General features: G+C 59.7%; 20 protein-coding genes, 1 tRNA gene and 1 pseudogene. 18 read left to right on the plus strand and 4 right to left on the minus strand.

What is annotated here, in order from left to right; translation table 11 throughout:
- The first annotated feature begins 2 nt into the window (after positions 1-2).
- The 3 genes from ihfA to JET17_RS10075 all read left to right on the plus strand — a co-directional run bounded on the left by ihfA (position 3) and on the right by JET17_RS10075 (position 817).
- A complete protein-coding gene (gene ihfA / locus JET17_RS10065; protein WP_003250679.1) occupies positions 3-305 on the plus strand; it encodes an integration host factor subunit alpha in 303 nt (100 codons plus the stop codon).
- Positions 286-642 (plus strand): MerR family transcriptional regulator, encoded by a 357-nt coding sequence (locus tag JET17_RS10070; RefSeq protein ID WP_008100384.1) that lies wholly within the window; start codon positions 286-288, stop codon positions 640-642. The genes ihfA and JET17_RS10070 overlap by 20 nt, the downstream gene beginning before the upstream one ends.
- A gap of 98 nt (positions 643-740) precedes the next feature.
- A tRNA-Pro gene (locus JET17_RS10075) sits at positions 741-817 on the plus strand.
- Positions 818-1,035: 218 nt separating this feature from the next.
- Here JET17_RS10075 and JET17_RS10080 read toward each other — a convergent pair.
- Positions 1,036-1,329 carry an RAQPRD family integrative conjugative element protein gene (locus JET17_RS10080; RefSeq protein ID WP_042111338.1) on the minus strand — a complete coding sequence of 98 codons (294 nt, stop codon included), beginning with the start codon at positions 1,327-1,329 and terminating at the stop codon, positions 1,036-1,038.
- A gap of 245 nt (positions 1,330-1,574) precedes the next feature.
- Between JET17_RS10080 and JET17_RS10085 the strand changes: the two are divergent.
- Positions 1,575-2,998: pseudogene (locus tag JET17_RS10085) on the plus strand (IS1182 family transposase).
- 220 nt (positions 2,999-3,218) lie between these two features.
- Here JET17_RS10085 and JET17_RS10090 read toward each other — a convergent pair.
- Positions 3,219-4,040: a DNA-binding transcriptional regulator gene (locus tag JET17_RS10090; protein ID WP_012313869.1), complete on the minus strand. Its 822-nt coding sequence runs from the start codon at positions 4,038-4,040 to the stop codon at positions 3,219-3,221.
- Positions 4,041-4,366: 326 nt separating this feature from the next.
- Between JET17_RS10090 and JET17_RS10095 the strand changes: the two genes are divergently transcribed.
- The 10 genes from JET17_RS10095 to JET17_RS10140 all read left to right on the plus strand — a co-directional run bounded on the left by JET17_RS10095 (position 4,367) and on the right by JET17_RS10140 (position 17,318).
- Entirely contained in the window at positions 4,367-6,034 is a 1,668-nt protein-coding gene (locus JET17_RS10095) for a bifunctional 3-(3-hydroxy-phenyl)propionate/3-hydroxycinnamic acid hydroxylase (RefSeq protein WP_012313870.1), read from the plus strand.
- 1 nt (position 6,035) lies between these two features.
- Positions 6,036-6,980: a 3-carboxyethylcatechol 2,3-dioxygenase gene (gene mhpB, locus JET17_RS10100; protein ID WP_012313871.1), complete on the plus strand. Its 945-nt coding sequence runs from the start codon at positions 6,036-6,038 to the stop codon at positions 6,978-6,980.
- Positions 6,981-6,999: 19 nt separating this feature from the next.
- Complete coding sequence (locus JET17_RS10105; protein ID WP_012313872.1) at positions 7,000-7,863, plus strand: alpha/beta fold hydrolase; 864 nt, start codon at positions 7,000-7,002, stop codon at positions 7,861-7,863.
- A gap of 15 nt (positions 7,864-7,878) precedes the next feature.
- The gene (gene mhpD / locus JET17_RS10110) at positions 7,879-8,673 is read left to right on the plus strand and encodes a 2-keto-4-pentenoate hydratase (RefSeq protein ID WP_012313873.1); all 795 of its coding nucleotides are present in this window, start codon (positions 7,879-7,881) and stop codon (positions 8,671-8,673) included.
- A gap of 11 nt (positions 8,674-8,684) precedes the next feature.
- Positions 8,685-9,617, plus strand: coding sequence for an acetaldehyde dehydrogenase (acetylating) (locus JET17_RS10115; protein ID WP_012313874.1), 933 nt, complete (start codon positions 8,685-8,687; stop codon positions 9,615-9,617).
- The gene (mhpE, locus tag JET17_RS10120) at positions 9,614-10,627 is read left to right on the plus strand and encodes a 4-hydroxy-2-oxovalerate aldolase (protein ID WP_012313875.1); all 1,014 of its coding nucleotides are present in this window, start codon (positions 9,614-9,616) and stop codon (positions 10,625-10,627) included. Before JET17_RS10115 ends, mhpE begins: the two co-directional genes overlap by 4 nt.
- 64 nt (positions 10,628-10,691) lie before the next feature.
- Entirely contained in the window at positions 10,692-11,924 is a 1,233-nt protein-coding gene (mhpT, locus tag JET17_RS10125; RefSeq protein WP_012313876.1) for a 3-(3-hydroxy-phenyl)propionate transporter MhpT, read from the plus strand.
- A 36-nt stretch (positions 11,925-11,960) separates the two neighbouring features.
- Positions 11,961-13,628, plus strand: coding sequence for an arylsulfatase (locus JET17_RS10130; RefSeq protein WP_012313877.1), 1,668 nt, complete (start codon positions 11,961-11,963; stop codon positions 13,626-13,628).
- Between the two features lie 96 nt (positions 13,629-13,724).
- Positions 13,725-14,975 carry an OprD family porin gene (locus tag JET17_RS10135; RefSeq protein WP_042111933.1) on the plus strand — a complete coding sequence of 417 codons (1,251 nt, stop codon included), beginning with the start codon at positions 13,725-13,727 and terminating at the stop codon, positions 14,973-14,975.
- Positions 14,976-15,023: 48 nt separating this feature from the next.
- Positions 15,024-17,318: a tetratricopeptide repeat protein gene (locus JET17_RS10140; protein WP_012313879.1), complete on the plus strand. Its 2,295-nt coding sequence runs from the start codon at positions 15,024-15,026 to the stop codon at positions 17,316-17,318.
- Between the two features lie 258 nt (positions 17,319-17,576).
- Here the strand turns inward: JET17_RS10140 and JET17_RS10145 are convergent, their stop codons facing one another.
- Positions 17,577-18,416 (minus strand): PhzF family phenazine biosynthesis protein, encoded by an 840-nt coding sequence (locus JET17_RS10145; RefSeq protein WP_012313880.1) that lies wholly within the window; start codon positions 18,414-18,416, stop codon positions 17,577-17,579.
- Between the two features lie 293 nt (positions 18,417-18,709).
- Here JET17_RS10145 and JET17_RS10150 point away from each other — a divergent pair, with 293 nt between their 5' ends.
- A complete protein-coding gene (locus JET17_RS10150; RefSeq protein ID WP_012313881.1) occupies positions 18,710-19,729 on the plus strand; it encodes an IS30 family transposase in 1,020 nt (339 codons plus the stop codon).
- 405 nt (positions 19,730-20,134) lie between these two features.
- On the plus strand, positions 20,135-20,491 hold the full coding sequence (locus tag JET17_RS10155) for a hypothetical protein (protein ID WP_042111341.1): 357 nt from the start codon (positions 20,135-20,137) through the stop codon (positions 20,489-20,491).
- A 303-nt stretch (positions 20,492-20,794) separates the two neighbouring features.
- Here JET17_RS10155 and JET17_RS10160 read toward each other — a convergent pair whose 3' ends face one another.
- Positions 20,795-20,956 carry a hypothetical protein gene (locus JET17_RS10160; RefSeq protein WP_190273321.1) on the minus strand — a complete coding sequence of 54 codons (162 nt, stop codon included), beginning with the start codon at positions 20,954-20,956 and terminating at the stop codon, positions 20,795-20,797.
- A gap of 72 nt (positions 20,957-21,028) precedes the next feature.
- On the opposite strand from JET17_RS10160, the gene JET17_RS10165 reads away from it, so the two are divergent.
- Positions 21,029-21,376 (plus strand): hypothetical protein, encoded by a 348-nt coding sequence (locus JET17_RS10165; RefSeq protein WP_233100421.1) that lies wholly within the window; start codon positions 21,029-21,031, stop codon positions 21,374-21,376.
- Positions 21,377-21,486: 110 nt separating this feature from the next.
- Entirely contained in the window at positions 21,487-22,134 is a 648-nt protein-coding gene (locus tag JET17_RS10170) for a hypothetical protein (RefSeq protein WP_012313882.1), read from the plus strand.
- Positions 22,135-22,229 lie beyond the last annotated feature (95 nt).

Genomic DNA, 22,229 nt, shown 5'->3' on the forward strand with positions numbered 1-22,229 from the left:
GCATGGGTGCTCTGACGAAAGCTGAGATGGCCGAAAGGCTGTACGAGGAGCTGGGGCTTAACAAGCGTGAGGCCAAGGAGTTGGTCGAGCTGTTTTTTGAAGAAATTCGGCACGCACTTGAAGAGAACGAGCAGGTCAAGTTGTCCGGTTTCGGCAACTTCGACCTTCGCGACAAACGCCAGCGGCCGGGCCGCAACCCCAAAACAGGGGAAGAGATCCCGATCACTGCACGGCGCGTCGTCACCTTTCGTCCAGGGCAGAAGTTGAAGGCCCGGGTTGAGGCCTATGCTGGAACCAAGCCATAACGACGAACTGCCCCCCATACCGGGCAAACGCTACTTCACCATTGGTGAAGTCAGCGAGTTGTGTGCCGTAAAGCCACACGTGCTGCGGTATTGGGAGCAGGAGTTCCCTCAGCTCAACCCTGTGAAGCGGCGGGGCAATCGACGGTATTACCAGCGCCAAGACGTGCTGATGATCCGCCAGATTCGCGCGCTGCTTTATGACCAGGGGTTCACCATTGGCGGGGCGCGGTTACGGCTCTCCAGTGATGAGGTGAAGGATGAGTCAAGCCAGTACAAGCAGCTGATTCGGCAGATGATTGTTGAGTTGGAGGATGTGCTGGTTGTCTTGAAGAAGTGAGCTTGAGCCGATGAATGGAAATTTTTAAAAAAAAGCTTTCATTTATCAAAAGGTTAGGGTAGATTTCTCATCGTTCTCAGAGGTTGTGAGAATGTAGTCGGGGCGTAGCGCAGCCCGGTAGCGCACTTGCATGGGGTGCAAGGGGTCGAGTGTTCGAATCACTCCGTCCCGACCAAAAAACTCCAAAGAATCCAGTCACTTAACGGTGACTGGATTTTTTTATGGCTATGGTTTTTTGCGGTGAATTCATTTTTGCTCCACTTTTTGCCCCACCGTGAAATCTCTTCAGTTTGTTGGCTTGTTATTGGTTCCTCTTAGATTGTCTGACCTTCAGCCAAGTGCTTACTCAGGGTTTCGCGTGAAAATCAGGTGTTACCAGGTGGTGTAGGCCTTTCAGGAATCACCGGTCAGTTCGACCAGATCGGCTGGCTGCGCACGCGAAGGAGACAGGTATTTTTGGATGCCTTGGCGCACACGTTCAAGGTCCGCTGCGAACCTCGGGTAGTCGAAGCGATAACGAGGCTCAGCGGTACTGACTGAGGCGGTGCTTGCGCGGTCTGCCAACAGTTCAATGGAGGTGATTTGCTGCTGCACCAGGCCGAGATCCGAGCGCTCCGGCGTGTCTTGAGCAGCGGCGCCGAGCGACACCACAAAGGTAAGCAACAGGGCGGAAGTTGAAGTGTTCATGGCGAAATCCAGCCGGGTAACTGGCATTCACTTTGGCTAGTCAGGCAGCCTTTGGCATGGAATAAAGGGATCTTTGAGCCTTCGCTTTAGAACCGGAGACTGCAGTGAGTGCGTCGTGAGCCACTGGGGCATGTGTGTTGGATCGGCTATGTATTACTTTCCAATGGCCGCAATCGACCCAGGCTGTGTGAAAACGCCTGCGATTGTCTAACCTTCTGATCGTCGAGATCGCGGCGGGGACGATCATGAAGCGATTCATTGAAGGTGAGTCTCGGACGCAAGTCACGTTGCTGCCGGAGTGCCTGGACGATTACATCACCGAAGAAAACCCAGTTCGGGTAGTCGACGTTTTTGTCGATGAACTCGACCTTGGAACACTCGGGTTCGAGGGTGTCGATCCTGCGGCAACGGGTCGTCCGGCTTACCATCCAGCAGTGCTGCTAAAAATCTACATCTACGGCTATCTCAACCGAATTCAGTCCAGCCGCCGGCTTGAGCGTGAGGCTGAGCGTAATGTCGAGCTGATGTGGCTGACAGGCCGATTGGCGCCTGACTTCAAAACGATTGCCGACTTTCGCCGAGACAATGGTAAAGCCATTCGCAGTGTCTGCCGGCAGTTCGTTGTACTTTGCCGCAACCTCAATCTCTTCTCCCAATCGATCATCGCCATCGACGGCAGCAAATACAAAGACGTGAATAACCGCGACCGCAATTTCACTCAAGGCAAAGTGAAGGCGCGCATGCAGCAGATCGAGCAGAGCATCAACCGCTATCTAGCGGCAATGGATTCAGCGGATCGGGCAGCGCCGGAAGTGGCCGAGGCCAAGACTGAGCGGTTGAAAGACAAAGTCGAAAAACTGAAACAGCAGATGCAAAAACTCAAGGACATCGAGGCGCAGCTTCAAGCCAGTCCCGATCAGCAAATCTCACTTACCGATCCAGATGCCCGTTCAATGGCCACAAGCGGCCGAGGCTCCGGCACAGTTGGGTACAACATACAAACAGCAGTCGACGACAAACACCATCTGATCATTGCCCATGAGGTCACCAACGTTGGTAATGATCGCGGGCAACTGAGCAATATGGCTAACCAGGCACGGGAAGAAATCGGTGCTGAGGCGCTGACGGTGGTTGCTGATAGAGGCTATTACAAAGGCTCGGAAATCCTTGCTTGCGAGCAAGCTGGCATCACCACCTTTGTACCTAAACCACTGACATCGAGCAGCAAAGCGGAAGGCCGATTCGGCAAGCAGGACTTCATCTACATGGCTGCTTCGGACGAATATCGATGCCCTGCGGGTCAGTTGCTGACGCGCCGGCATTCCTCAGTGGAAGACGGCATGCTACTGCACTGCTACTGGTGAGCTGCTCGATGCAGAAGCAGTGTACGACCGGTAAAGAGCGGCGATTAAAGCGCTGGGAGCATGAAGCCGTAGTCGAAGGAGTGCAGATTCGATTGGAGCATGATCCGGGGAAGATGAAGGTTCGCCGGCAGACGGTGGAGCATCCCTTTGGCACGCTCAAATTCTGGATGGGAAGTACCCACTTCCTGATCAAAAACCTGCCGAGGGTAAGCACCGAAATGAGCCTTCACGTGCTCGCCTACAACCTCAAACGAATGATGAGCATCTTCGGCCTCGCAGGGTTACTTGAGGCGATCAGGGCGTAAACCCCGCTGTTTGCTGGCCCGCAAACAGCTATATGGGCCGCTGACGCGGCCCATATAGCGCTGCAAACGTCTTTTTCGCTGGGTGAGGCTATTCGCGCTCTCGCGTGCTGATTCCACAGGCAGTCAGCTCGACTCTGAATTATCGATGTATTTACTGCGTTTTCACACAGCCTGGACCCGAAGCTGTCGGTGGCAACGGGCAGAAATCGGCCAAAAGCGTCTATTGAGGGCTTACAGACCCCGCAAGCGATTCACGAGTTAGGTTTTGCCGAACTTGTTGAGCGAATGTCTGCAGGGCTGGCAGATAGCGATCGACTGCCTGCTGGATACTCATTGCCTTTGCAATGTATATGAGGCTTACACAGCCCAGCAGTCGCTGGGTATCGTCGTACAAAGGGACTGCAATGGACGCGATGTTGGCTTCCTGGTTCCAGCCCATGTAGTTCTCGCCACAGCCCCGATGGCGCGCTTTGCGCAGGATGTTATCCAGCGCCAAGCGATCACGCGCCAGGCGGTACTCAGGTTCGTCTCTGCTGGCTAGCAGTGCCAGGATCTGCTCACGCTGCGCTTCATCACAGAATGCCAGGTACGCCAGCCCCGTGGCGGTCTGCAGCAACGGCAAGCGACGCCCGACCATGGAGCGGTGGAACGACAGGCGGCTGAAGCGGTGGGTGGTTTCGCGGACCACCATCTCGTCGACTTCCAGGGTGCATATGTCAGTCGGCCAGACCACCTGCTGCAGGAGGTCGCCAAGCAGGGGGGCGGCGATGGCGGAAATCCACTGTTCGTCGCGAAAACCCTCGCTCAGTTCACGGACCTTCAATGCCAGGCGGAAGCTATCGTCGGATTCACTGCGGCGCACGTAGCCCTCGTCCTGCAAAGTTTCGAGCAGGCGCCGAACGGTCGTGCGGTGCAAGCCAGTGAGCTCGGCAAGGCGCGTTGGGCTGGCGCCCCCATCCAGACGGTTCAAGGCGTTGAGCAGGGCCAGGCCGCGGCTTAGGCCACGCACGGTCTTGTAATCGGAATCTCGGTCTCTATTCACAAAAATCCATAAAAAACAATGATGTGCACTAAGTGCTCGGCGGGACTGTTTTTCATTGTAGGGCAATCGGTGCCATTCCTATACTCGCCGCAACAACTACAAACACCCTGACAGGGGAACACACCATGCGCTATGCCTGCCTGCACTCGCCATTTTTACCTGCATTCATTGCCTGCGTCTTTGCCCTGCGAAGCGTAGCGACATTCCGCTAGACCCGTACCAGTCAAAACGCCCAGTCATCCCCCTTGCGCCTGTCAGCGCGAGGACGGTCGCGGCTTGCCTGGAAACCTTCCGGGCCGCCGAGGGCAGTGTCGAGGATTACAACAATGAATAAGCCGCATCCAGATCACATTCAGGCCGATTACACCGCAGACGTGGTGATCATCGGTGCCGGGCCCGTGGGGCTGGCCATCGCCAACTATCTCGGCCAGGCTGGCGTACAGGTGCTCCAGATCGAGAAGCTCGACCAGCTGATCGACTACCCGCGCGCCATCGGCATCGATGACGAGTCGCTGCGCACCGTGCAGGCCATCGGCCTGGTCGAGCAGGTGTTGCCACACACCACGCCGTGGCACGCCATGCGCTTTCTCACGCCCAAGGGCCGTTGCTTTGCCGATATCCAGCCGACTACCGACGAGTTCGGTTGGTCGCGCCGCAATGCGTTCATCCAACCGCAGGTCGATGCGGTGCTGCACCGTGGTCTGGAACGCTTCGCCCATGTGCGCACGCTGTTCTCCCGCGATGTGGTGCAGTTCCAGCAGGACGACGAAGGCGTGAGCCTGCAGATGACTGCTCCGGACGGTCGTCAGGAAACTGTGCGGGCGCGGTACCTGGTGGCTTGTGACGGCGGCAACAGCCTGATCCGTCGTACCCTGGAAATCTCTTTCGAGGGCAAGACCGCCCCCAACCAGTGGATCGTCATCGATATCGCCAACGACCCGCTGGGCACCCCCAATGTGTACTTGTGCTGCGACCCGGTACGCCCTTACGTATCGGCGGCGCTCCCCCATGGTGTACGGCGCTTCGAGTTCATGGTGATGCCGGGTGAGACCGAGCAGGAGCTGGGCAAGCCGGAGAACCTGCGCAAGCTGCTGGCCAAGGTGCTGCCCGATCCGGACCGCGTCGATCTTATCCGCAAACGCGTGTACACCCACAATGCCCGCCTGGCCGGCCGCTTCCGGGATAAGCGGGTGCTGCTGGCCGGCGATGCCGCGCACATCATGCCGGTCTGGCAGGGCCAGGGTTACAACAGCGGCATGCGTGACGCCAGCAACCTGAGCTGGAAGCTGGCCCTGGTGGTCAAGGGCCTGGCCGGCGAAGCGCTGCTCGACACCTATGAGCAGGAGCGCCGCGACCATGCCAAGGCAATGATCGACCTGTCGGTGCTGGCCGGCCATGTATTGGCGCCGCCCAAACGCTGGCAGGGCGCGCTGCGCGACGGAATTTCCTGGGCGCTAAACTACCTCCCGGCGGTCAAGCGCTACTTCCTGGAAATGCGCTTCAAACCCATGCCCCAGTATACGAAGGGGGCGCTGGTCGGCGCCGAGGACAGCAAGACGACAGCAGTCGGGCGCATGTTCATCCAGCCCAAAGTGGTCACCGAATCGGGCGAAATCCGCCTGCTTGATGACGTCATCGGCAGCAACTTCGCCTTCATTGCCTGGGGCAGCGATCCGCTCTGGGGTCTGAGCGCCGACCAGGAGCAAGCCTGGCGTGCGCTCGGGGCCTGCTTCATGCAGGTTGTGCCGGACGTGCAACTCAAGGCCGGTCGCAAAGTGCGAGATGGGGTGATTCGCGTGGGGGACTGCACGGGCCGCCTGAAGCAATGGTTCGGTCTCTACCCGGTATCCATCGCACTGCTGCGCCCGGACCGCTTCGTCGGCGCGGTGGCCATCCCGCAAACCATCGGTCAGGCCAGCGATACCCTGCTGCGCGCCTTGGCTGCCCAGCCACAGCCAAGCGCTCAGGCGTCTCTGGCATCGAAGGTGGCGTGAGATGAGCGCCTACCTGCACTGCCTGTCCCATACCCCGTTGGTCGGCTATGTCGACCCGCCGCAAGCCGTGCTGGCCGAGGTCGACGAAGTGATCGGAGCCGCCCGCGCACGCATCGCTGCATTCGACCCCGAGCTGGTGGTGCTGTTTGCCCCGGACCATTACAACGGCTTCTTCTATGACGTCATGCCGGCCTTTTGCATCGGCATGGGAGCTACCGCCATCGGCGATTTTCAGAGCGCCGCCGGACCGCTCGACGTGCCCCGTGAGCTGGCCGAGGCCTGTGCCGCTGCGGTGTTGGAAGCCGGAGTGGACGTGGCCGTGTCCTACCGCATGCAGGTCGACCATGGTTTTGCCCAGCCGCTGGAGTTTCTGCTCGGTGGCCTGGCGGAAAAGCCGGTGATCCCGGTATTCATCAACAGCGTGGCTGTGCCGCTGCCAAGCTTCGCTCGCGCCCGGCTGCTCGGCGAAGCCATCGGTAGTTTCGCCCAGGGCACTGGAAAACGCGTGCTGTTCCTGGGCTCTGGTGGCCTGTCGCACCAGCCGCCGGTGCCGGAGCTGGCCCATGTAGATGCGCGCATGGCCGACCGGCTAATGGGCAGCGGCCGCGACCTGCCGGCCAACGAACGCGAAGCCCGCCAGCAACGGGTAATCAGCGCCGCCGAGGGCTTCGTGCGTGACCAGCACAGCCTACACCCGCTCAACCCAGCCTGGGACAACCACTTCCTCGACCTGCTCGAACAACAGCGCTTCGGTGAGCTCGATGGCATGGGCAATGCCGAGCTGTCGACCCTGGCCGGCAAATCAACCCACGAGGTCAAGACCTGGGTGGCGGCCTTCGCCGCGCTCGCTGCATTCGGCGACTACCAGGCCCGTGAGCGCTACTACCGGCCGATTCCCGAGTGGATCGCCGGTTTCGGTTCGCTCAGTGCCCATTCCATTACCTGATGAACGGAGAACTCCCATCATGACCCGCATTGCCATCAGCGAAGCTGCAAGCAGCCGTTTCGCCCACATCCGCGAAGGCGAGCTGGACCTGCAAGTGCACTACAACGACCTGGGCGAAGGCGCCGAGACCGTGGTCATGCTGCACGGGTCCGGTCCAGGTGCCAGCGGTTGGGCCAACTTCAACCGCAACATCGAACCGTTGTTGACCGCCGGCTACCGTGTGGTGCTGATGGACTGCCCGGGTTGGAGCAAGAGTGACCCGATTGTCTGCCGCGGCTCGCGCTCGGACCTCAATGCCACCGCGCTCAAGGGCTTGCTCGACGTTCTCGGCCTTGAGCGCGTGCACATCCTTGGCAATTCCATGGGTGGGCACAGTGCCGTGGCCTTCACCCTGGGCTACCCCGAACGGGTCGGCAAACTGGTACTGATGGGCGGGGGCACCGGCGGCGCCAGCCCCTTCGTGCCGATGCCCACCGAAGGCATCAAACTGATCAACGGTCTGTACCGCGAGCCGACCATCGACAACCTGAAGAAGATGATGAACGTCTTCGTCTACGACCCGAGCGACCTCACTGAGGCGCTGTTCCAGACCCGCCTGGACAACATGCTCAGCCGCCGCGACCACCTTGAAAACTTCGTTGCCAGCCTGGCCGCCAACCCCAAACAGTTCCCCGACTTCAGCGCGCGTCTGGCCGAAATCAAGGCCAAGACCTTGGTGATCTGGGGCCGCAACGACCGCTTCGTGCCCATGGATGTCGGCCTGCGCCTGATTGCCGGTATCGCCAATTCCGAACTGCACGTGTTCAACAACTGCGGCCACTGGGCGCAGTGGGAGCACGCCGACACCTTCAACCGCCTGGTACTGGACTTCCTCCAGCACTGATTTGAGGTACATCCCATGACCATCGATTCGCAAACCCTCGAGCGCCTGGCTGCCGACCTGCGCCGTGCCCAGCAACAGGGTGAGGCCATTGCCCCGCTGCGGGACGTCATCGGCGCGGAAAATGCCGAGGCGGCCTACGCCATCCAGCGCTTGAACGTTGCCCATGCCCTGGCTGACGGGCGTCGCCTGGTGGGCCGCAAGATTGGCCTGACCAATCCCAAGGTACAGGCCCAGCTGGGCGTGGACCAGCCGGACTTCGGCAGCCTGTTCGCCGACATGTGCTATGGCGACAACGAAAGCGTGCCGTACGCCAGCGTCATGCAGCCGAAGATCGAGGCCGAGATCGCCCTAGTGCTGGCCCACGACCTGCCCAGCGCACAGACCACTTTCGCCGACGTGATCGCCGCCACTGGCCATGTGTTGCCGGCGCTGGAAATCGTCGGGAGCCGCGTGCAGGGCTGGAATATCCGTTTCGCCGACACCGTGGCTGACAACGCCTCCAGTGGCTGCTTCGTGCTTGGCGGCCCGGCCCGCCAACTGCAAGACCTCGACCTGCGTAGCGTGGGCATGCGCATGACCCGCAACGGCGAGCTGGTGTCCAGCGGCACTGGCGCCGAATGCCTCGGTCATCCGCTCAACGCCGCCGTGTGGCTGGCCCGCACCATGGCGAGCCTGGGCGAGCCGCTGCGTGCTGGCGACATCATCCTCACCGGCGCCCTCGGGCCGATGGTGGCGGTGGCGCCGGGCGACCATTTCGAAGCCGAGATCGACGGCCTTGGCCGCGTCGGCGCGACCTTCAGCGGCGAGTGACGGAGACCTCCATGAGCCAGAAACGCAAAGTCGCCATCATCGGCTCCGGTAACATCGGCACCGACCTGATGATCAAGATCCTACGCAACGCCAAGCACCTGGAAATGGCCGCGATGGTCGGTATCGACCAGGCTTCCGACGGGCTGGCCCGCGCCGCCCGTATGGGCGTGGCCACCACCGCTGATGGCGTAGACGGCCTGACCCGCCTACCGGTGTTTCAGGACATCGATTTCGTCTTCGACGCCACCAGCGCTGGTGCCCATGTGAAGAACGACGCTTTCCTGCGCCAGCACAAGGCCAGCCTGCGCATGATCGACCTGACCCCGGCGGCCATCGGTCCGTACTGCGTGCCTGTGGTCAACCTCGAACAGCACCTGCAGGCGATCAACGTCAACATGGTCACCTGCGGTGGCCAGGCCACCATCCCCATGGTCGCGGCGGTGTCGCGCGTGGCCAAGGTGCACTACGCCGAGATCGTCGCCTCGATCGCCAGCAAGTCCGCCGGCCCCGGTACCCGGGCCAACATTGACGAATTCACCGAGACCACCAGCAAAGCCATCGAAGTGATCGGCGGCGCGACCAAGGGCAAGGCGATCATCATCATGAACCCCGCCGAGCCGCCGCTGATGATGCGCGACACGGTGTACGTGCTGAGCGAGACCGCCGACCAAAAGCAGATCGCGGCAAGCATCGAGGAAATGGCTGCCTCGGTGCAGGCCTACGTGCCGGGCTACCGCCTCAAGCAGCAGGTGCAGTTCGAACAAGTGCACAACCTCACTTTGCCGGGGCAGGGGACCTTCACCGGCCTCAAGACCTCCGTGTTCCTCGAAGTCGAAGGCGCAGCCCATTACCTGCCGGCCTACGCCGGTAATCTCGACATCATGACCTCAGCCGCGCTGGCCACCGCCGAGCGTATGGCGCAAGCAATGGGGCCCCTGGCATGAACGGCAAGAAACTCTACATCTCCGACGTGACCCTGCGCGATGGCATGCACGCCATCCGCCACCAGTATTCGCTGGATGACGTGCGGGCCATCGCCACCGCCCTGGATCGGGCCAAGGTCGACTCCATCGAAGTCGCCCACGGCGATGGCCTGCAGGGTTCGAGCTTCAACTACGGCTTTGGTGCCCACACCGACCTCGAATGGATCGAAGCAGCCGCCGACGCGGTCAGCCACGCCAAGATCGCCACGCTGCTGCTGCCAGGGATCGGCACTATCCATGATCTGAAGAACGCCTACGACGCCGGTGCCCGCATCGTGCGCGTGGCCACCCATTGCACCGAAGCGGACGTTTCGCGCCAGCACATCGAGTATGCCCGCGAGCTGGGCATGGACACCGTGGGCTTCCTGATGATGAGCCACATGCAGACGCCTGAAGGGCTGGCGCAGCAGGCCAAGCTGATGGAGAGCTACGGCGCCACCTGCATCTACGTGGTGGACTCGGGTGGCGCGATGAACATGGAAGATATCCGAGCGCGATTCCGCACCGTGAAGGCGGTGCTGAAGGCGGACACCGAGACCGGTATCCATGCGCACCACAACCTCAGCCTGGGGGTGGCCAACTCCATCGCCGCGGTGGAGGAGGGCTGCGACCGCATCGACGCCAGCCTCGCCGGTATGGGCGCCGGTGCCGGCAACGCTCCGTTGGAAGTGTTCATCGCCGCCGCCGACAAGCTCGGCTGGAACCACGGCACCGACCTATACGCGCTGATGGATGCCGCCGACGACCTGGTCCGTCCGCTGCAGGACCGGCCGGTGCGGGTGGACCGCGAAACCCTGGCGCTGGGTTATGCCGGGGTCTACTCGAGCTTCCTGCGCCATTCCGAGATGGCCGCTGCCCGCTATGGCATCAAGGCGGTGGACATTCTTGTCGAGCTGGGCAAACGACGCATGGTCGGTGGCCAGGAAGACATGATCGTCGACGTAGCACTGGACCTGCTCGCTCGCCGTTGAACTACCGTGAGCCGGCTCATGCCGGCTCCCCATCGACCCAACAACAACAATTCGGGTATCAACGATGAAAGCATTGCACAACTTTGCCGCCCAGCAAGCCGCGCCGGCTGGCAACACTCACCTATCGCTCACCATCGGCCTGTGCTTTCTGGTCGCCTTGATGGAGGGTCTCGACCTGCAGGCTGCCGGTATCGCCGCTCAGGGCATCGCCGCCGACTTCGCCCTCGACAACCTGCACATGGGCTGGGTCTTCAGCGCCGGCATCCTTGGTTTGCTACCCGGCGCATTTGTCGGCGGCTGGCTGGCCGACCGCATCGGTCGCAAACGGGTGCTAATGGCCTCGGTGGCGCTGTTCGGGATATTTTCCCTCGCCACCGCCCAGGCCTGGGACTTCCCTAGCTTGCTGGGCGCGCGCCTGCTTACGGGCCTTGGTCTCGGAGCCGCGTTGCCCAACCTCATCGCCCTGACCAGTGAGTGTGCTGGAGGACGGCTGCGCGGTTTCGCCGTCAGCCTCATGTACTGTGGCGTGCCGCTGGGGGCAGCGCTCGCGGCAGGTATCAGCATCGCCGGCTATGCCGGAAGCTGGAAGACGGTGTTCATCGTTGGTGGCGTGGTGCCGCTCCTGATCGTGCCGCTGCTTGGCTTGTTCCTGCCCGAATCGCCGGCTTTTATCCAGCGTGAGGCGCAGTCCGAGACGCCGCGTACCGGCGTCTGGCAGGGGCTGTTCCAAGAGGGCGCCGCGACTGTCACGCTCCTGCTCTGGGTCAGCTACTTCTTCACGCTCATGGTGGTGTACATCCTGATCAACTGGTTGCCGAGCCTGTTGGTTGACCAGGGCTTCAGCCCGGCGCAGGCCGGCTGGGTGATGTTCTCCCTGCAGATTGGCGCAGCGGTCGGCACGCTGGTGCTCGGGGCGCTGGCCCAACGGCTACCGGCCTGGGCAATCTCATCGCTGGTCTACGCCGGCATCCTTGCTGCTCTCGCCATCCTCGGCGTTTCCAGCGAGTTCCCCTCGATGTTGCTCGCTGGCGCGGTCGCTGGCTTTTTCGCTACAGGTGGCCAGGGCGTGCTGTACGCATTGGCCCCGCCGCTGTACCGCACCGATGTGCGCGTCACCGGCGTCGGCAGTGCGCTGGCGGTCGGGCGTATTGGTGCCATGAGTGGGCCGCTGGTGGCCGGTCAGGTGCTTGCCCTCGGCGGCGGCACCCTCGGTGTGATGCTCGCTTCGGCGCCTGGCATCGTGGTCGCCGCCGTGGCGATGTTCTGTCTGTCGGCGCGTCGCGACCGCCACATCTGACACGCCGCCCCTCATCCTGCTATAGAGAGCCTTCAAATGACAATTCCAACTCGGCGCTTTCGTGCCTGCGCATTGCTTGTCACGGCCTTGTGCTCCGCCCCATTCGCGCTTGCGGATCAACGGCCCAATATCCTTTTGGTGGTGGCTGACGATCTTGGTTACTCGGATATCGGTGCCTTCGGTAGCGAGATACATACGCCCACGATCGACTCTTTGGCCAGCAGTGGTGTAGTTCTACGCGATTTCCACACCGCGCCCAGTTGCTCGCCGACGCGTGCCGCATTGCTGACAGGTAACGACCAGCACCTCTCCGGCCTCGGCCTGATGGCCGAAGTACGCAAGCGTCGCTTCGCCAGCCAACCCGTGCTGCCGGGATACGAAGGCGTGCTGAACAAAAACGCCGTCACCTTGCCGCAGCTTTTAAGCGACGCTGGCTACAAAACCATTATTTCCGGCAAGTGGCACCTTGGCAGAGCGCCTGAGTTGCAGCCGCAAAATCGCGGTTTCGAAGAGTCCTATGTGGTGCTGGAGGGCGGTTCGGCGAACTATCGGCAGAAGGAAATGGGCCTGTTCCCCAACTACCCGGCGACCTTCCTGCACAATGGCAAGCAGGTGGAGCTCCCGGCTGACTTCAATGCCACGGTGAACTACACCGATCACCTGATCGAATCGATCGACGCTGCCCGGCGCGAAAACAAGCCTTTCTTCGCATTCGCCGCCTACACCGCCCCGCACTGGCCGCTGCAGGCCCCGGACCGCTATCTGCAACAGACCCGAGGCCGCTATGACGCAGGTTACCAGGCGATCGCCAACAAGCGTGTCGAGCGCATGCATGCGTTGGGGCTGCTGAGCGAGGAAGAAGCCGCCAGCGCAAGCGTGGATGCACCGAATTGGAGCGGCATGTCGACAGAAGCCCGGCAGCATGCTGCGCGCAAGATGGAAATCTATGCCGCAATGGTGGAACAGTTGGACGACCAGGTCGCACGGCTGGTCGAACACCTGAAGAAAACCGGCCAGTACGACAACACGTTGATCGTGTTCATGTCCGACAACGGCCCGGAAAGTAAGGACTACGACGGTCGCCTCGCTGAATGGGTGAATGCCAATTTCGACAACAGTCTCGCCAACATGGGCCGGGTCAACTCTTTCGTCGCCTATGGCAAAGACTGGGCTGCGGTCAGCGCCACGCCACTGCGCGGCGCCAAGCAGAGCGTTCTGGAGGGGGGCACGCGAGTACCCGCCATTGTCAGCCTGCCGGGAGGTATCTCACCGGGAGAACGAAACGAGCTGCTCAATGTGCGCGACCTTATGCCGACAATTCTGGAGTTTGCCAAGGTTCCGGTACCTGGCATCGAATATGCCGGTCGCCCCGTTCATCCGTTGCAGGGCGAGTCGTTCGTTCCGCTTCTGCGCGATCCGAGAGCCACGACCCTCAACGGCGATCGCAGCGTAGTCGGTTGGGAAGTGGACGGCAGCGCGGCACTGCGCCTCGGTTCGATGAAGCTGGTGTATTCCGGCAAGCCGGGCGATGCCTGGCAATTGTTCGATCTTGCCAAGGACAAGGGTGAACGGCACGACCTCGCCGGCCAACAACCGCAACTGATCGAGACCATGAAAGCTCATTGGCGTCATTACGCGCAAGTCAACAACATTGCCTTGGACCCCGACCTGAGCCCGGCTGAACCCCTGCTTAAAAAGAACTGACTACGCGCTGTCGGGCTTCAAGATCTGGAGCCCGTCAGGGCAAGGAAGAGCGGCATGCCCGCGACTACCAATAAGAACAATCAGAGGTATTTCTTCATGTTGAGCACCTATAAAGGCCTGCTCATGGCCACCGTTGTGCCTTTTGCCTGCTCCAGCATGGCCAGTGGTTTCATCAATGACAGCAAGGGTAGCCTGACCCTCGAAAACTATTACTTCGATCGGGATTACCGTGAGGGGCCAGGTCAATCCCAGACCCAGGAATGGGCACAGGGATTGGTTCTGGACATGCGTTCGGGATTTACCGAAGGCCCCGTCGGTTTTGGCGTCGATGCGCTTGGTCAGCTGGGTTTCAAATTGGATTCCGGTCCGGGGCGCAGCGGCATAGGCTTGCTCAGCGTGGATGCTGAAACCGGTGAGCCGGGGGAGAGCTATGGAAAATTCGACGTGCTGGGCAAGGCCCGTCTGTCGAAGACTCAATTCGAACTCGGTACGAAGCAGGTGCTCGCGCCCGTGGCTCGCGGCATGAACGTGCGACTTTTCCCACCATTGATGCGTGGCGCATTCCTGACTTCCCGTGAGATAGACGACCTCACGCTTCAGGTGACGCGTATCGACGCGATTAAACTGCGTAACTCGACCAATCATGAGCCGATGTCGATCAGCAGTCCGTATCGTCGCTTCAATGGCTCTGCCACCAGCGACCAATTCGACATCCTTGGCGTCGACTACCAATGGAATGCGGGCCTGGCCACCAGTTACTACCATGCAACGCTGCAGGATCTATACCGGCAGGACTACATCAGCCTCCTGCATACATGGGCGCTGCCGCAAGCAAAGCTGGTCAGCGACCTGCGCTATTTCATCAGCAGGGAAGACGGCGCAGGTGAAGCCGGCCCGGTGGACAACCGCACCTTCAGCAGCATGTTCACGCTCAGTACCCAGGGACATTCCATCGGTCTAGGCTACATGGCACTTAGCGGGGCCACCGCCATGCCCTACGTTGCCGGTACCAGCCCATACGTGAACACCGGCGGCTCGCAGGTCAGCGAGTTCGTCAACCCCGGCGAGAAGACCTGGCAGTTCAGGTACGACTACGATTTTGTCGCGCTAGGCGTGCCAGGGCTGAAATTCATGTGGCGTTACATGGATGGTCGGCAGCTCAAACTGCCCATCGCCAAGTTCGAGGCCGAAGAGTCGGAGCGCGATGTCGAGCTCAGCTACGTCATCCAGAGCGGCAGTCTTAGGAACCTTGGCATTCGCCTGCGCAATGCCGACTACCGCGCCGACTTCACCCGTGAAATCGACGAGACACGGGTGCAGATCGACTATACCTTGGCGCTCTGGTGAGCGTAACTCCGCCAAGGGCTCTCACGTGAATTTCTCAATAGGATTGGAATGAATCGTTGTCTCGGTCGCGGTGTCGTGTTGGTGCTGCTAGCGCTTTCGTGGTACGCCTCGGGCGCGCAGGTCCCTGAGCTCGCCCAGAACGCTGCCGGCTACGCGCCAGCAGATAGCTGTGCGGGGTGTCACATTAAACAAGCCAAGGCCTGGAAAGGCTCTGATCATGATTGGGCGATGCGTGTGGCGGATCCATCCAGTGTATTGGGAGACTTCTCAGGCGTAATCTTCAGCGATGCGGGCGTCGAGACGCGATTTTTCCGCCGTGGTGACCTGTTCTTCACACGTACCGAGGGAGAAGATGGCAAGCCCGCGGACTTTCAGATTCGCTATACCTTCGGCCACCGCCCGCTACAGCAGTATCTGGTAGCCTTTCCTGGTGGCCGGCTGCAAGCCCTGACTGTCGCTTGGGACAGCAGACCTGCCAGCGCGGGCGGGCAGCGATGGTTTTCCCTTTATCCTGGTCAGCGTTTTTCTGCTGGCGATGCACTTCACTGGACCGGGCGATATCAGAACTGGAATGCCATGTGTGCAGATTGTCATTCCACGAACCTGCAAAAAGGCTATGACAGTCAGAGCGATACCTTCGCCACTACCTGGCATGAGCAGAATGTGGGGTGCCAATCCTGCCACGGCCCAGCGCAATCCCATGTGAACTGGGCACGAAAGGCTCAATCGAAAACCCCTCATGACTCAGCTGGCGACGTCGGTCTGCTGGTGGACTTCTCCGCCCTCGGGGCCCAGGGGCTCATCGAGCAATGCGCTTACTGCCACAGTCATCGTGAGGGCCTGGGCGTTGCCCAGCAACCCGGGCATCCGTCACTCGATGCAGTGCTTCCGGCTACGTTGCGGCCAGATTTGTATCACGCCGATGGGCAGATCCAGGCAGAAGTGTACGTTTACGGCTCTTACACCCAGAGCAAGATGTACGCGGCGGGCGTGACATGCACCGACTGCCATGATCCACACTCCACACGGGTGAAACGCGAGGGCAACAGCCTCTGCCTGCAATGCCATAACCCCAAGCCACCGACCGAGCGATTTCCCACCTTGCTGGCAAAGAACTACGACAGCCCTGTCCATCACCATCACACGCCGTCATCGGCAGGCAGCCAGTGTGTGAACTGTCACATGCCAGAAGCAACGTACATGGTCGTGGATCCCCGCCGAGACCACAGTATACGAATACCTCGCCCGGACCTTGCGCGAGCGACAGGCAGCCCAGACGCTTGCACTCGATGTCACCAGGGCAAGACGGTTGAGTGGGCAGCTGAAGCGGTCAAGGGTTGGTTTGGCCAACCGCAACGTCCACCTCACTACGGTGAAACCTTTCAGGCGGTGCGTACTCGCAGCGCAGAATCCATAGCCCTGCTTGTCCAAGTGATCGATGACCTAGGCAAACCTGCAATCGTGAGGGCAACGGCGGCTGATCGCCTGGCTGACTTTGGCGGGGCTGCGCTACCAAGCCTGAGCAAAGCGTTGGAAGACCACAGCGCATTGGTGCGTGCTTACGCGGTAAGTGGTTTTACGGTGCTTACCCCGGCGCAGCGGGTTGTGCATTTGTTGCCGCTACTCAACGATCCTCTTCGCGCAGTGCGTGACGAAGCCATACGTGCGTTGGCGGATATTCCGCTGGCTGCGCTTCCATCGGCCCGCAGGGCGGGTTTCAGGGCTCAGTTACAGGAATACGAACAACGTTTGCACGCCAATGCCGACTTGCCGGGTAACCGCTTGAACTTGGCTGTGTTCCTGGAGCGTCGCGGTCGCGAACTTGAAGCCATGGAACAGTACCGTCAGGCCTTGCGCATGGATCCTTACTTCTCACCTGCTCGTGTAAACCTGGCGGCACTCGCCAGTAGGACCCTGCACATGGATGAAGCCGAACGGGTGCTGCGCAAGGGTATTTCTCTGCAGGACATACCGAAGGCAGACCGCGCGAACCTGGCTTACATGCTGGCGCTTTTGCTGGTAGAGCGTGGTCAGCCTGAGGATGCAGCCGTATATATGGCTGAGGCAGCTGAAGCCGCGCCTCAAAATACCCGGATCCGTTACAACCAAGGGCTGCTTTTGCTGCAGTTGCGCCAATCCGAGGCCGCGCGCAAGGCCTTGGAAGCCGGCCTGAGTCAGGCGCCGGCCGATTCCGACCTTCTCTATGCATTGATCTACCTACATAGTGTCAGCGGAGGTCGCGAGCAGGCAGTTCGATATTGGCGACAACTCAGACTGGTCTCACCCAATGATCCTAGGCTTATTCCATTACGCCGCGAACTCGGAGTTTCTGAAGGAGAGTAAGTCTGCATTAACGTGGAAGAGGTCTTTACCGGATACCTTTGGCATTTGGAGGCGATAACTGCAGGCCACGGCGGAGCGCTTTTCACCCATTGCGGATAGTGGATGTTCAGTGATGCTTTGACATTTTCAATGAACATCATCCGGATGCAGTGCTTCCTCGTTGTAATAGGCCATTGGACACGGATCTTAGTGACTCCATTACAGCTGGAAGACTTGAGTTATTGGCCCCCCTTTGGGTTCAGATGTCTCTCGTCAGGCTCAGCAGAAGACAGCCCTTCCCGAAATACAGTGCTGCACCTCCCCACCCACCCAGATCGTTCCGTTGATGCATTCGATCTGTAACCGACCGCGACGCCCCATAACCGTGCCCTGGCTGACCGTGTACCGATCACGAAGGATGCCTGCTCCGATCAACCACTGAGCCAGGCCTGCATTGAGGCTTCCCGTGACCGGATCCTCGTTGCATTCCTCCCCCATAAAAGTTCTGACCTCCACATCTGCTTCAGCCTCGGGACCTGCCCAAGGCGCAATGACGCCGACATTCAACCCCTGCAGTGCGGCGTAATCGGGTTTGATCGCCAGGACCTGATCACGACCCGCCAGCAACACTCCCGCCCAGCCAGGACCATTGTCCACCCATTGGCTAGCCAAGATCTGTCCCGCAGCAAGACCGAGCCCCTGCTCGATCTGATTCAGCGTCTTGGCGTCCAACGGGCCGCTGCGCAGCAGTGGGGGAGCAGAGAAAGCCAAATACCGCCCCTGCTTGAGCACACGAATCAAGCCAGCCGAACACTCTTGAATGATCTCAACGTTCTCGCGGTTACCTTGCTGTTTCAACCATACCTCGCAACTTCCTAGTGTAGGGTGCCCGGCGAAGGGTAACTCCCGTAGCGGGGTAAAAATGCGTACGCGATAATGCGCCTCGGGCGCTTCAGGTCTTAGCAGAAAAGTGGTTTCACTGAGTTGCGTCCAGCGAGCGAAAGCCTGCATCTGCTCGGCTGTCAGCTCGTCGGCCCCCACTACCACGGCCAGCGCATTACCCTCGTGGGGACGCTCGGCAAATACATCTACCTGTTCGAATTGCAGATAAAACGGCATCAGACTTCCTTGATAGCTATCGGTTGAATATCGCCAACTGGAGCGCGAGGCTACTCGCTACGCGGAAATAGTGGGAGGGTGCTCCGATCACGAGGTCGCCGAGGATAGCCTCATCCACGCGCAGCCGGTTGATCTCCAAACGACCGTACTTGGCTACGACATGATACCGGTCGTACCACGCCCGCCTGAGGGCAGTGAATCACCTTCGATTTTACGGCTTGATTGACTGACCGTTAGCGACCCAGACTGGGCGGTCTCAGTGACCAAGTGCAACACCCGAGGTAAGGTGCTGCATGACTACTCACTACACCCACTTGACCATCGAAGAGCGCGTAACGCTAATGATCATGCGTATGCAAGGCGCCTCGCTGCGAGCCATCGCCCAAGTTCTTGGGCGCCAACCCAGCACGCTGAGTCGAGAGGTGCGGCGCCAGTCGCAGCCTGAGCACTATGACGCCAGCACTGCCGGTGCTCGAGCCCGTGCCCTCAGACACGTCCCGAGGTGCAGCAAGATTCTTGCCCCTGGTTCTGAACTGTTCCAGGTCGTACACAGCATGTTGGCCAAGGGCTGGTCTCCTCAGCAAATTGCCGCCAGACTCAAGGACTACTGGCCTGATAATCCTGAGCGGCATGTGAGTCACGAAACGATCTACCTGACAATCTATGCATACCCACGCGGCGAGCTTAAGCGTCAACTCATTGGTTACCTGCGCCAGGGCGGCAGCAAGCGGCGTACTCGCAGCACTGCGCCAGCTCGGCGCGAGCGCTATCCAGCTGAACAGAATATTCGCTACCGGCCTGAAGAGGTCGAGGGTCGACAAGTGCCAGGTCATTGGGAAAGCGACCTGATCATGGGCGCGAACAATCGCTCGGCAGTAGCGACGATGGTCGAGCGCACGAGCCGTTTCGTGATCCTGGCCAAGTTGGATGCGCCCACCGCAGACGCCGCGCTAGAGGGGATGACGCGAGAACTTTCGCGGATGGCACCGGCGCTGCTGAAAACCATGACCCATGACCAAAGCAGCGAGATGGCCAAGCATCAAGAGCTGACAGCTCGTACGGGAATGAAGATCTACTTCGCTGACCCGCACAGCCCTTGGCAAAGAGGCAGCAACGAGAACACGAACGGCCTGCTCCGGCAGTACTTACCCAAGGGCACCGATTTGTCGCTGGTTAGCCAGGAGCGGCTGGACGAGATTGCCGACTTGCTCAACACCCGACCTCGTCAGACATTGGGCTGGAAATTCCCTGTTGAAGTGTTGACGGATCATCTGCAACTGCTGGCAACCAATCGGCTCAACATTATCAACTGACTGTTGCACTTGGAACCTGAGGCCGCCAAGCGTTGCACTTCATCGAAGTCGAGCAAACGGCTGTCCACGAAGCCCTCAGGTAGGGCCCACATCAGAGAGGTGAGTTCCATCTGCATCATCCGGCAGAACCGACTTCATTCACATCAATGCCCCATCAAGTAAAGACAGGCGCCCGGAAAGACAGCCGATAAGCTGCAAGAGTTCACGCCTTAAGTCCCCCATCGACTTATTCCAATAGACGTTCAAACAATGCACTGCAGATGATATGAAGTTCAAAACACCTAGTGGCCGATTTACATGAACCTCTCGCCTCACCCACCCCTTTGGTGCTCGCACCTGGAGTGATGGCATTGTGCCTTGGGCGGAAGGTATGATGCTACCTACCATCAAAATCATGGAGGGATTATGCGTCATTTTCTTTTCGCCCTAGCGGGTGCCATTGCTCTATCTCCTACAGCGCACGCTGCTACCTCGCCAATGCACGTGGACAAGGTTACTCAAGGGTACTATCAGATCCACACCGACAAAGGCCGTGAGCGGATTGAGGTCGTATCCACTGACAGCACGGGTAAAGTGACTGGCAGAATGACTGGTGACATCGCGCGCGAAGCCCGTCTCGCGCGTTTCACCGCCACGTTTGGTGAAGACTGCGTACTTGGTTTCACTCCAGCGAAGATGAAGATCTTGGTAGTAGAGGACATCGCGGTTGGCGCTGGCGTTTGTGAAGTCATGCCCCTTCCCACAGCACTTCGTGCTAAATGACCCCGCGTTATAATCGCTGAATTAGTGGCTGGTTTTGCCATCAGGCCACGAATCGCGGCTTCAAAACCTGATGAGGCCGGTCACGCCACAGGTCAAAACCGTCGAGCATCCTGTTAGTTCCTGAGCCGTCAGGGCAAGTGCCTGGAGTCGAACCCCGCCACTTTGAAATCGAGTTTGACCGGAAAACGCTATAGCCGGTGTGTTCAAAATCACATCCGAGCTGAGGACCCGTAGCAACCCCCGGCCAACCTTGGTCTCGATCCTTCGCAAACTGCGCATCGCCCGCGAGCTCTCTTCGGTCTACTACATCTGCGCTTCGACGGTCAGTGCTGCGGCTTCGTGCTGCTCCCAAGCTACGAAATGCTGAATCCTGGCAACGTCGAATGGCAGGACCGGAGCTTCTGTGAGACCGGAGGTGCTGCGGCAACTGCTCAAGGCTTGCTGGGAAAAGCGGCGCTTGGACATCGGGTATGTGTCTTTCAAAACCCCGCAAGTGGAAGGGCGTACGATCGCTCCGCACCCGCTGGTTTAACCGGCATGCGTTGGCACGTTCGTGCCTATTGCGAGAAAAACCGTGACTACCGGGACTTTGTGCTGGGTCGTTGTAGGGGTGAGCCGGAGCTGCTCGACGATCAGACGGACAACGGCAGCGAACACGATGTCGAATGGAACACTAAAATCAATGTTATCTTCAAGCTGGACGAGCGCCTGACGCCGGCGCAACGCTCGCTCATTGAATTGAATTACGCAATGACTGACGGGGCGGTTGGTTGTCGAAAGCTCTCAAGCGGTGGCGAAGTAGGTAGTGAAACGGTTTCACGTAAACCCGAATTTGCATGGCGCACGGCCTCAAGCTCAGCAATTAGTGTTGGCGAACCGGGCTGAATTGAAACGCTGGCTGAGGCTTGACTAAAAGCGTCCTTGGCCGATCTTGGGTTTTTGCCTGGCTTGGCGTTCAAGCCGATGTATAAATCATTACGTTCGAGGAAAAAGACATGGCAGTCGCCCCCGTTTGGTTTGCAAACGCGAAAAAACGCGCCCACGAGCTCGCCAAGGCCTATGAACAACGACACGATAGCTTTGAACGCTTGAAGGATGAACAGTTGCGCATCTTTGCCAGGACGGATGCTGCATCTTACCTGACACTCCTTGGTGAGCATGTTCGCAGCGCGTATGGAGATAATCAGGAGGCCGGCTGGTTACCGTCTGCCGGTTCTACGTATAGCGACCTGGAGTTCTTCGAGACCTTGATTCGCCATGATCGTAGCGCACGCCGTTTCAAGTCGTTGACCGAAGTGCCTGAATTTCTGCGCGAGGAATTTGAGGATTGGAGCGATGCTGATTTTCGCGCGCATGCCGAGGATCTGCGGGAGGCATCTCGTAATGGCTACGCCGGGCTTGAGGAGTCACGGATAATCATGGAAGACGAGCCAGAATGTGAAGACTTTTTTGAGCGCCTTTACAACTGGCCAGGCGAAGCTGGTGCGCCGGAGCGTGAACTCGCCCAGGCGGAAGTTCTGGTGGATAACCTGCATTCCGGCTGGAAGCGTTGCCAGAAAGCCGGGCTCGCGCTCTTGCATCCTGCCAACTATGACAGTCCGGACTATGATCCGTCATTGATAGCTGCACTGATGGAGGAGTGAGTCCTTGCAGTGCAGTCCATCATCTTTCCTTCAGGCGCCATGACAGCCGTGCCTGCCGCGTCGGCAGGCGCGTGAGAACATCTTTCAGATGCGCG

Source organism: Pseudomonas putida (assembly GCF_016406145.1).
In the GTDB taxonomy this organism is placed as follows: Bacteria; Pseudomonadota; Gammaproteobacteria; order Pseudomonadales; family Pseudomonadaceae; genus Aquipseudomonas; species Aquipseudomonas putida_E.

Bases quoted from the DNA above. Each gene is read 5' to 3' on its own strand.
- JET17_RS10115 (WP_012313874.1), top strand. From the start codon at position 8,685: ATGAGCCAGAAACGCAAAGTCGCCATCATCGGCTCCGGTAACATCGGC.
- JET17_RS10145 (WP_012313880.1), bottom strand. From the start codon at position 18,416: ATGCCGTTTTATCTGCAATTCGAACAGGTAGATGTATTTGCCGAGCGT.
- JET17_RS10160 (WP_190273321.1), bottom strand. From the start codon at position 20,956: ATGTCCAAGCGCCGCTTTTCCCAGCAAGCCTTGAGCAGTTGCCGCAGC.
- JET17_RS10130 (WP_012313877.1), top strand. From the start codon at position 11,961: ATGACAATTCCAACTCGGCGCTTTCGTGCCTGCGCATTGCTTGTCACG.
- JET17_RS10105 (WP_012313872.1), top strand. From the start codon at position 7,000: ATGACCCGCATTGCCATCAGCGAAGCTGCAAGCAGCCGTTTCGCCCAC.
- JET17_RS10165 (WP_233100421.1), top strand. From the start codon at position 21,029: ATGCGTTGGCACGTTCGTGCCTATTGCGAGAAAAACCGTGACTACCGG.
- JET17_RS10150 (WP_012313881.1), top strand. From the start codon at position 18,710: ATGACTACTCACTACACCCACTTGACCATCGAAGAGCGCGTAACGCTA.
- JET17_RS10135 (WP_042111933.1), top strand. From the start codon at position 13,725: ATGTTGAGCACCTATAAAGGCCTGCTCATGGCCACCGTTGTGCCTTTT.
- JET17_RS10095 (WP_012313870.1), top strand. From the start codon at position 4,367: ATGAATAAGCCGCATCCAGATCACATTCAGGCCGATTACACCGCAGAC.
- mhpD (WP_012313873.1), top strand. From the start codon at position 7,879: ATGACCATCGATTCGCAAACCCTCGAGCGCCTGGCTGCCGACCTGCGC.
- JET17_RS10155 (WP_042111341.1), top strand. From the start codon at position 20,135: ATGCGTCATTTTCTTTTCGCCCTAGCGGGTGCCATTGCTCTATCTCCT.
- JET17_RS10140 (WP_012313879.1), top strand. From the start codon at position 15,024: ATGAATCGTTGTCTCGGTCGCGGTGTCGTGTTGGTGCTGCTAGCGCTT.
- mhpB (WP_012313871.1), top strand. From the start codon at position 6,036: ATGAGCGCCTACCTGCACTGCCTGTCCCATACCCCGTTGGTCGGCTAT.
- JET17_RS10170 (WP_012313882.1), top strand. From the start codon at position 21,487: ATGGCAGTCGCCCCCGTTTGGTTTGCAAACGCGAAAAAACGCGCCCAC.
- JET17_RS10080 (WP_042111338.1), bottom strand. From the start codon at position 1,329: ATGAACACTTCAACTTCCGCCCTGTTGCTTACCTTTGTGGTGTCGCTC.
- JET17_RS10070 (WP_008100384.1), top strand. From the start codon at position 286: ATGCTGGAACCAAGCCATAACGACGAACTGCCCCCCATACCGGGCAAA.
- ihfA (WP_003250679.1), top strand. From the start codon at position 3: ATGGGTGCTCTGACGAAAGCTGAGATGGCCGAAAGGCTGTACGAGGAG.
- mhpE (WP_012313875.1), top strand. From the start codon at position 9,614: ATGAACGGCAAGAAACTCTACATCTCCGACGTGACCCTGCGCGATGGC.
- mhpT (WP_012313876.1), top strand. From the start codon at position 10,692: ATGAAAGCATTGCACAACTTTGCCGCCCAGCAAGCCGCGCCGGCTGGC.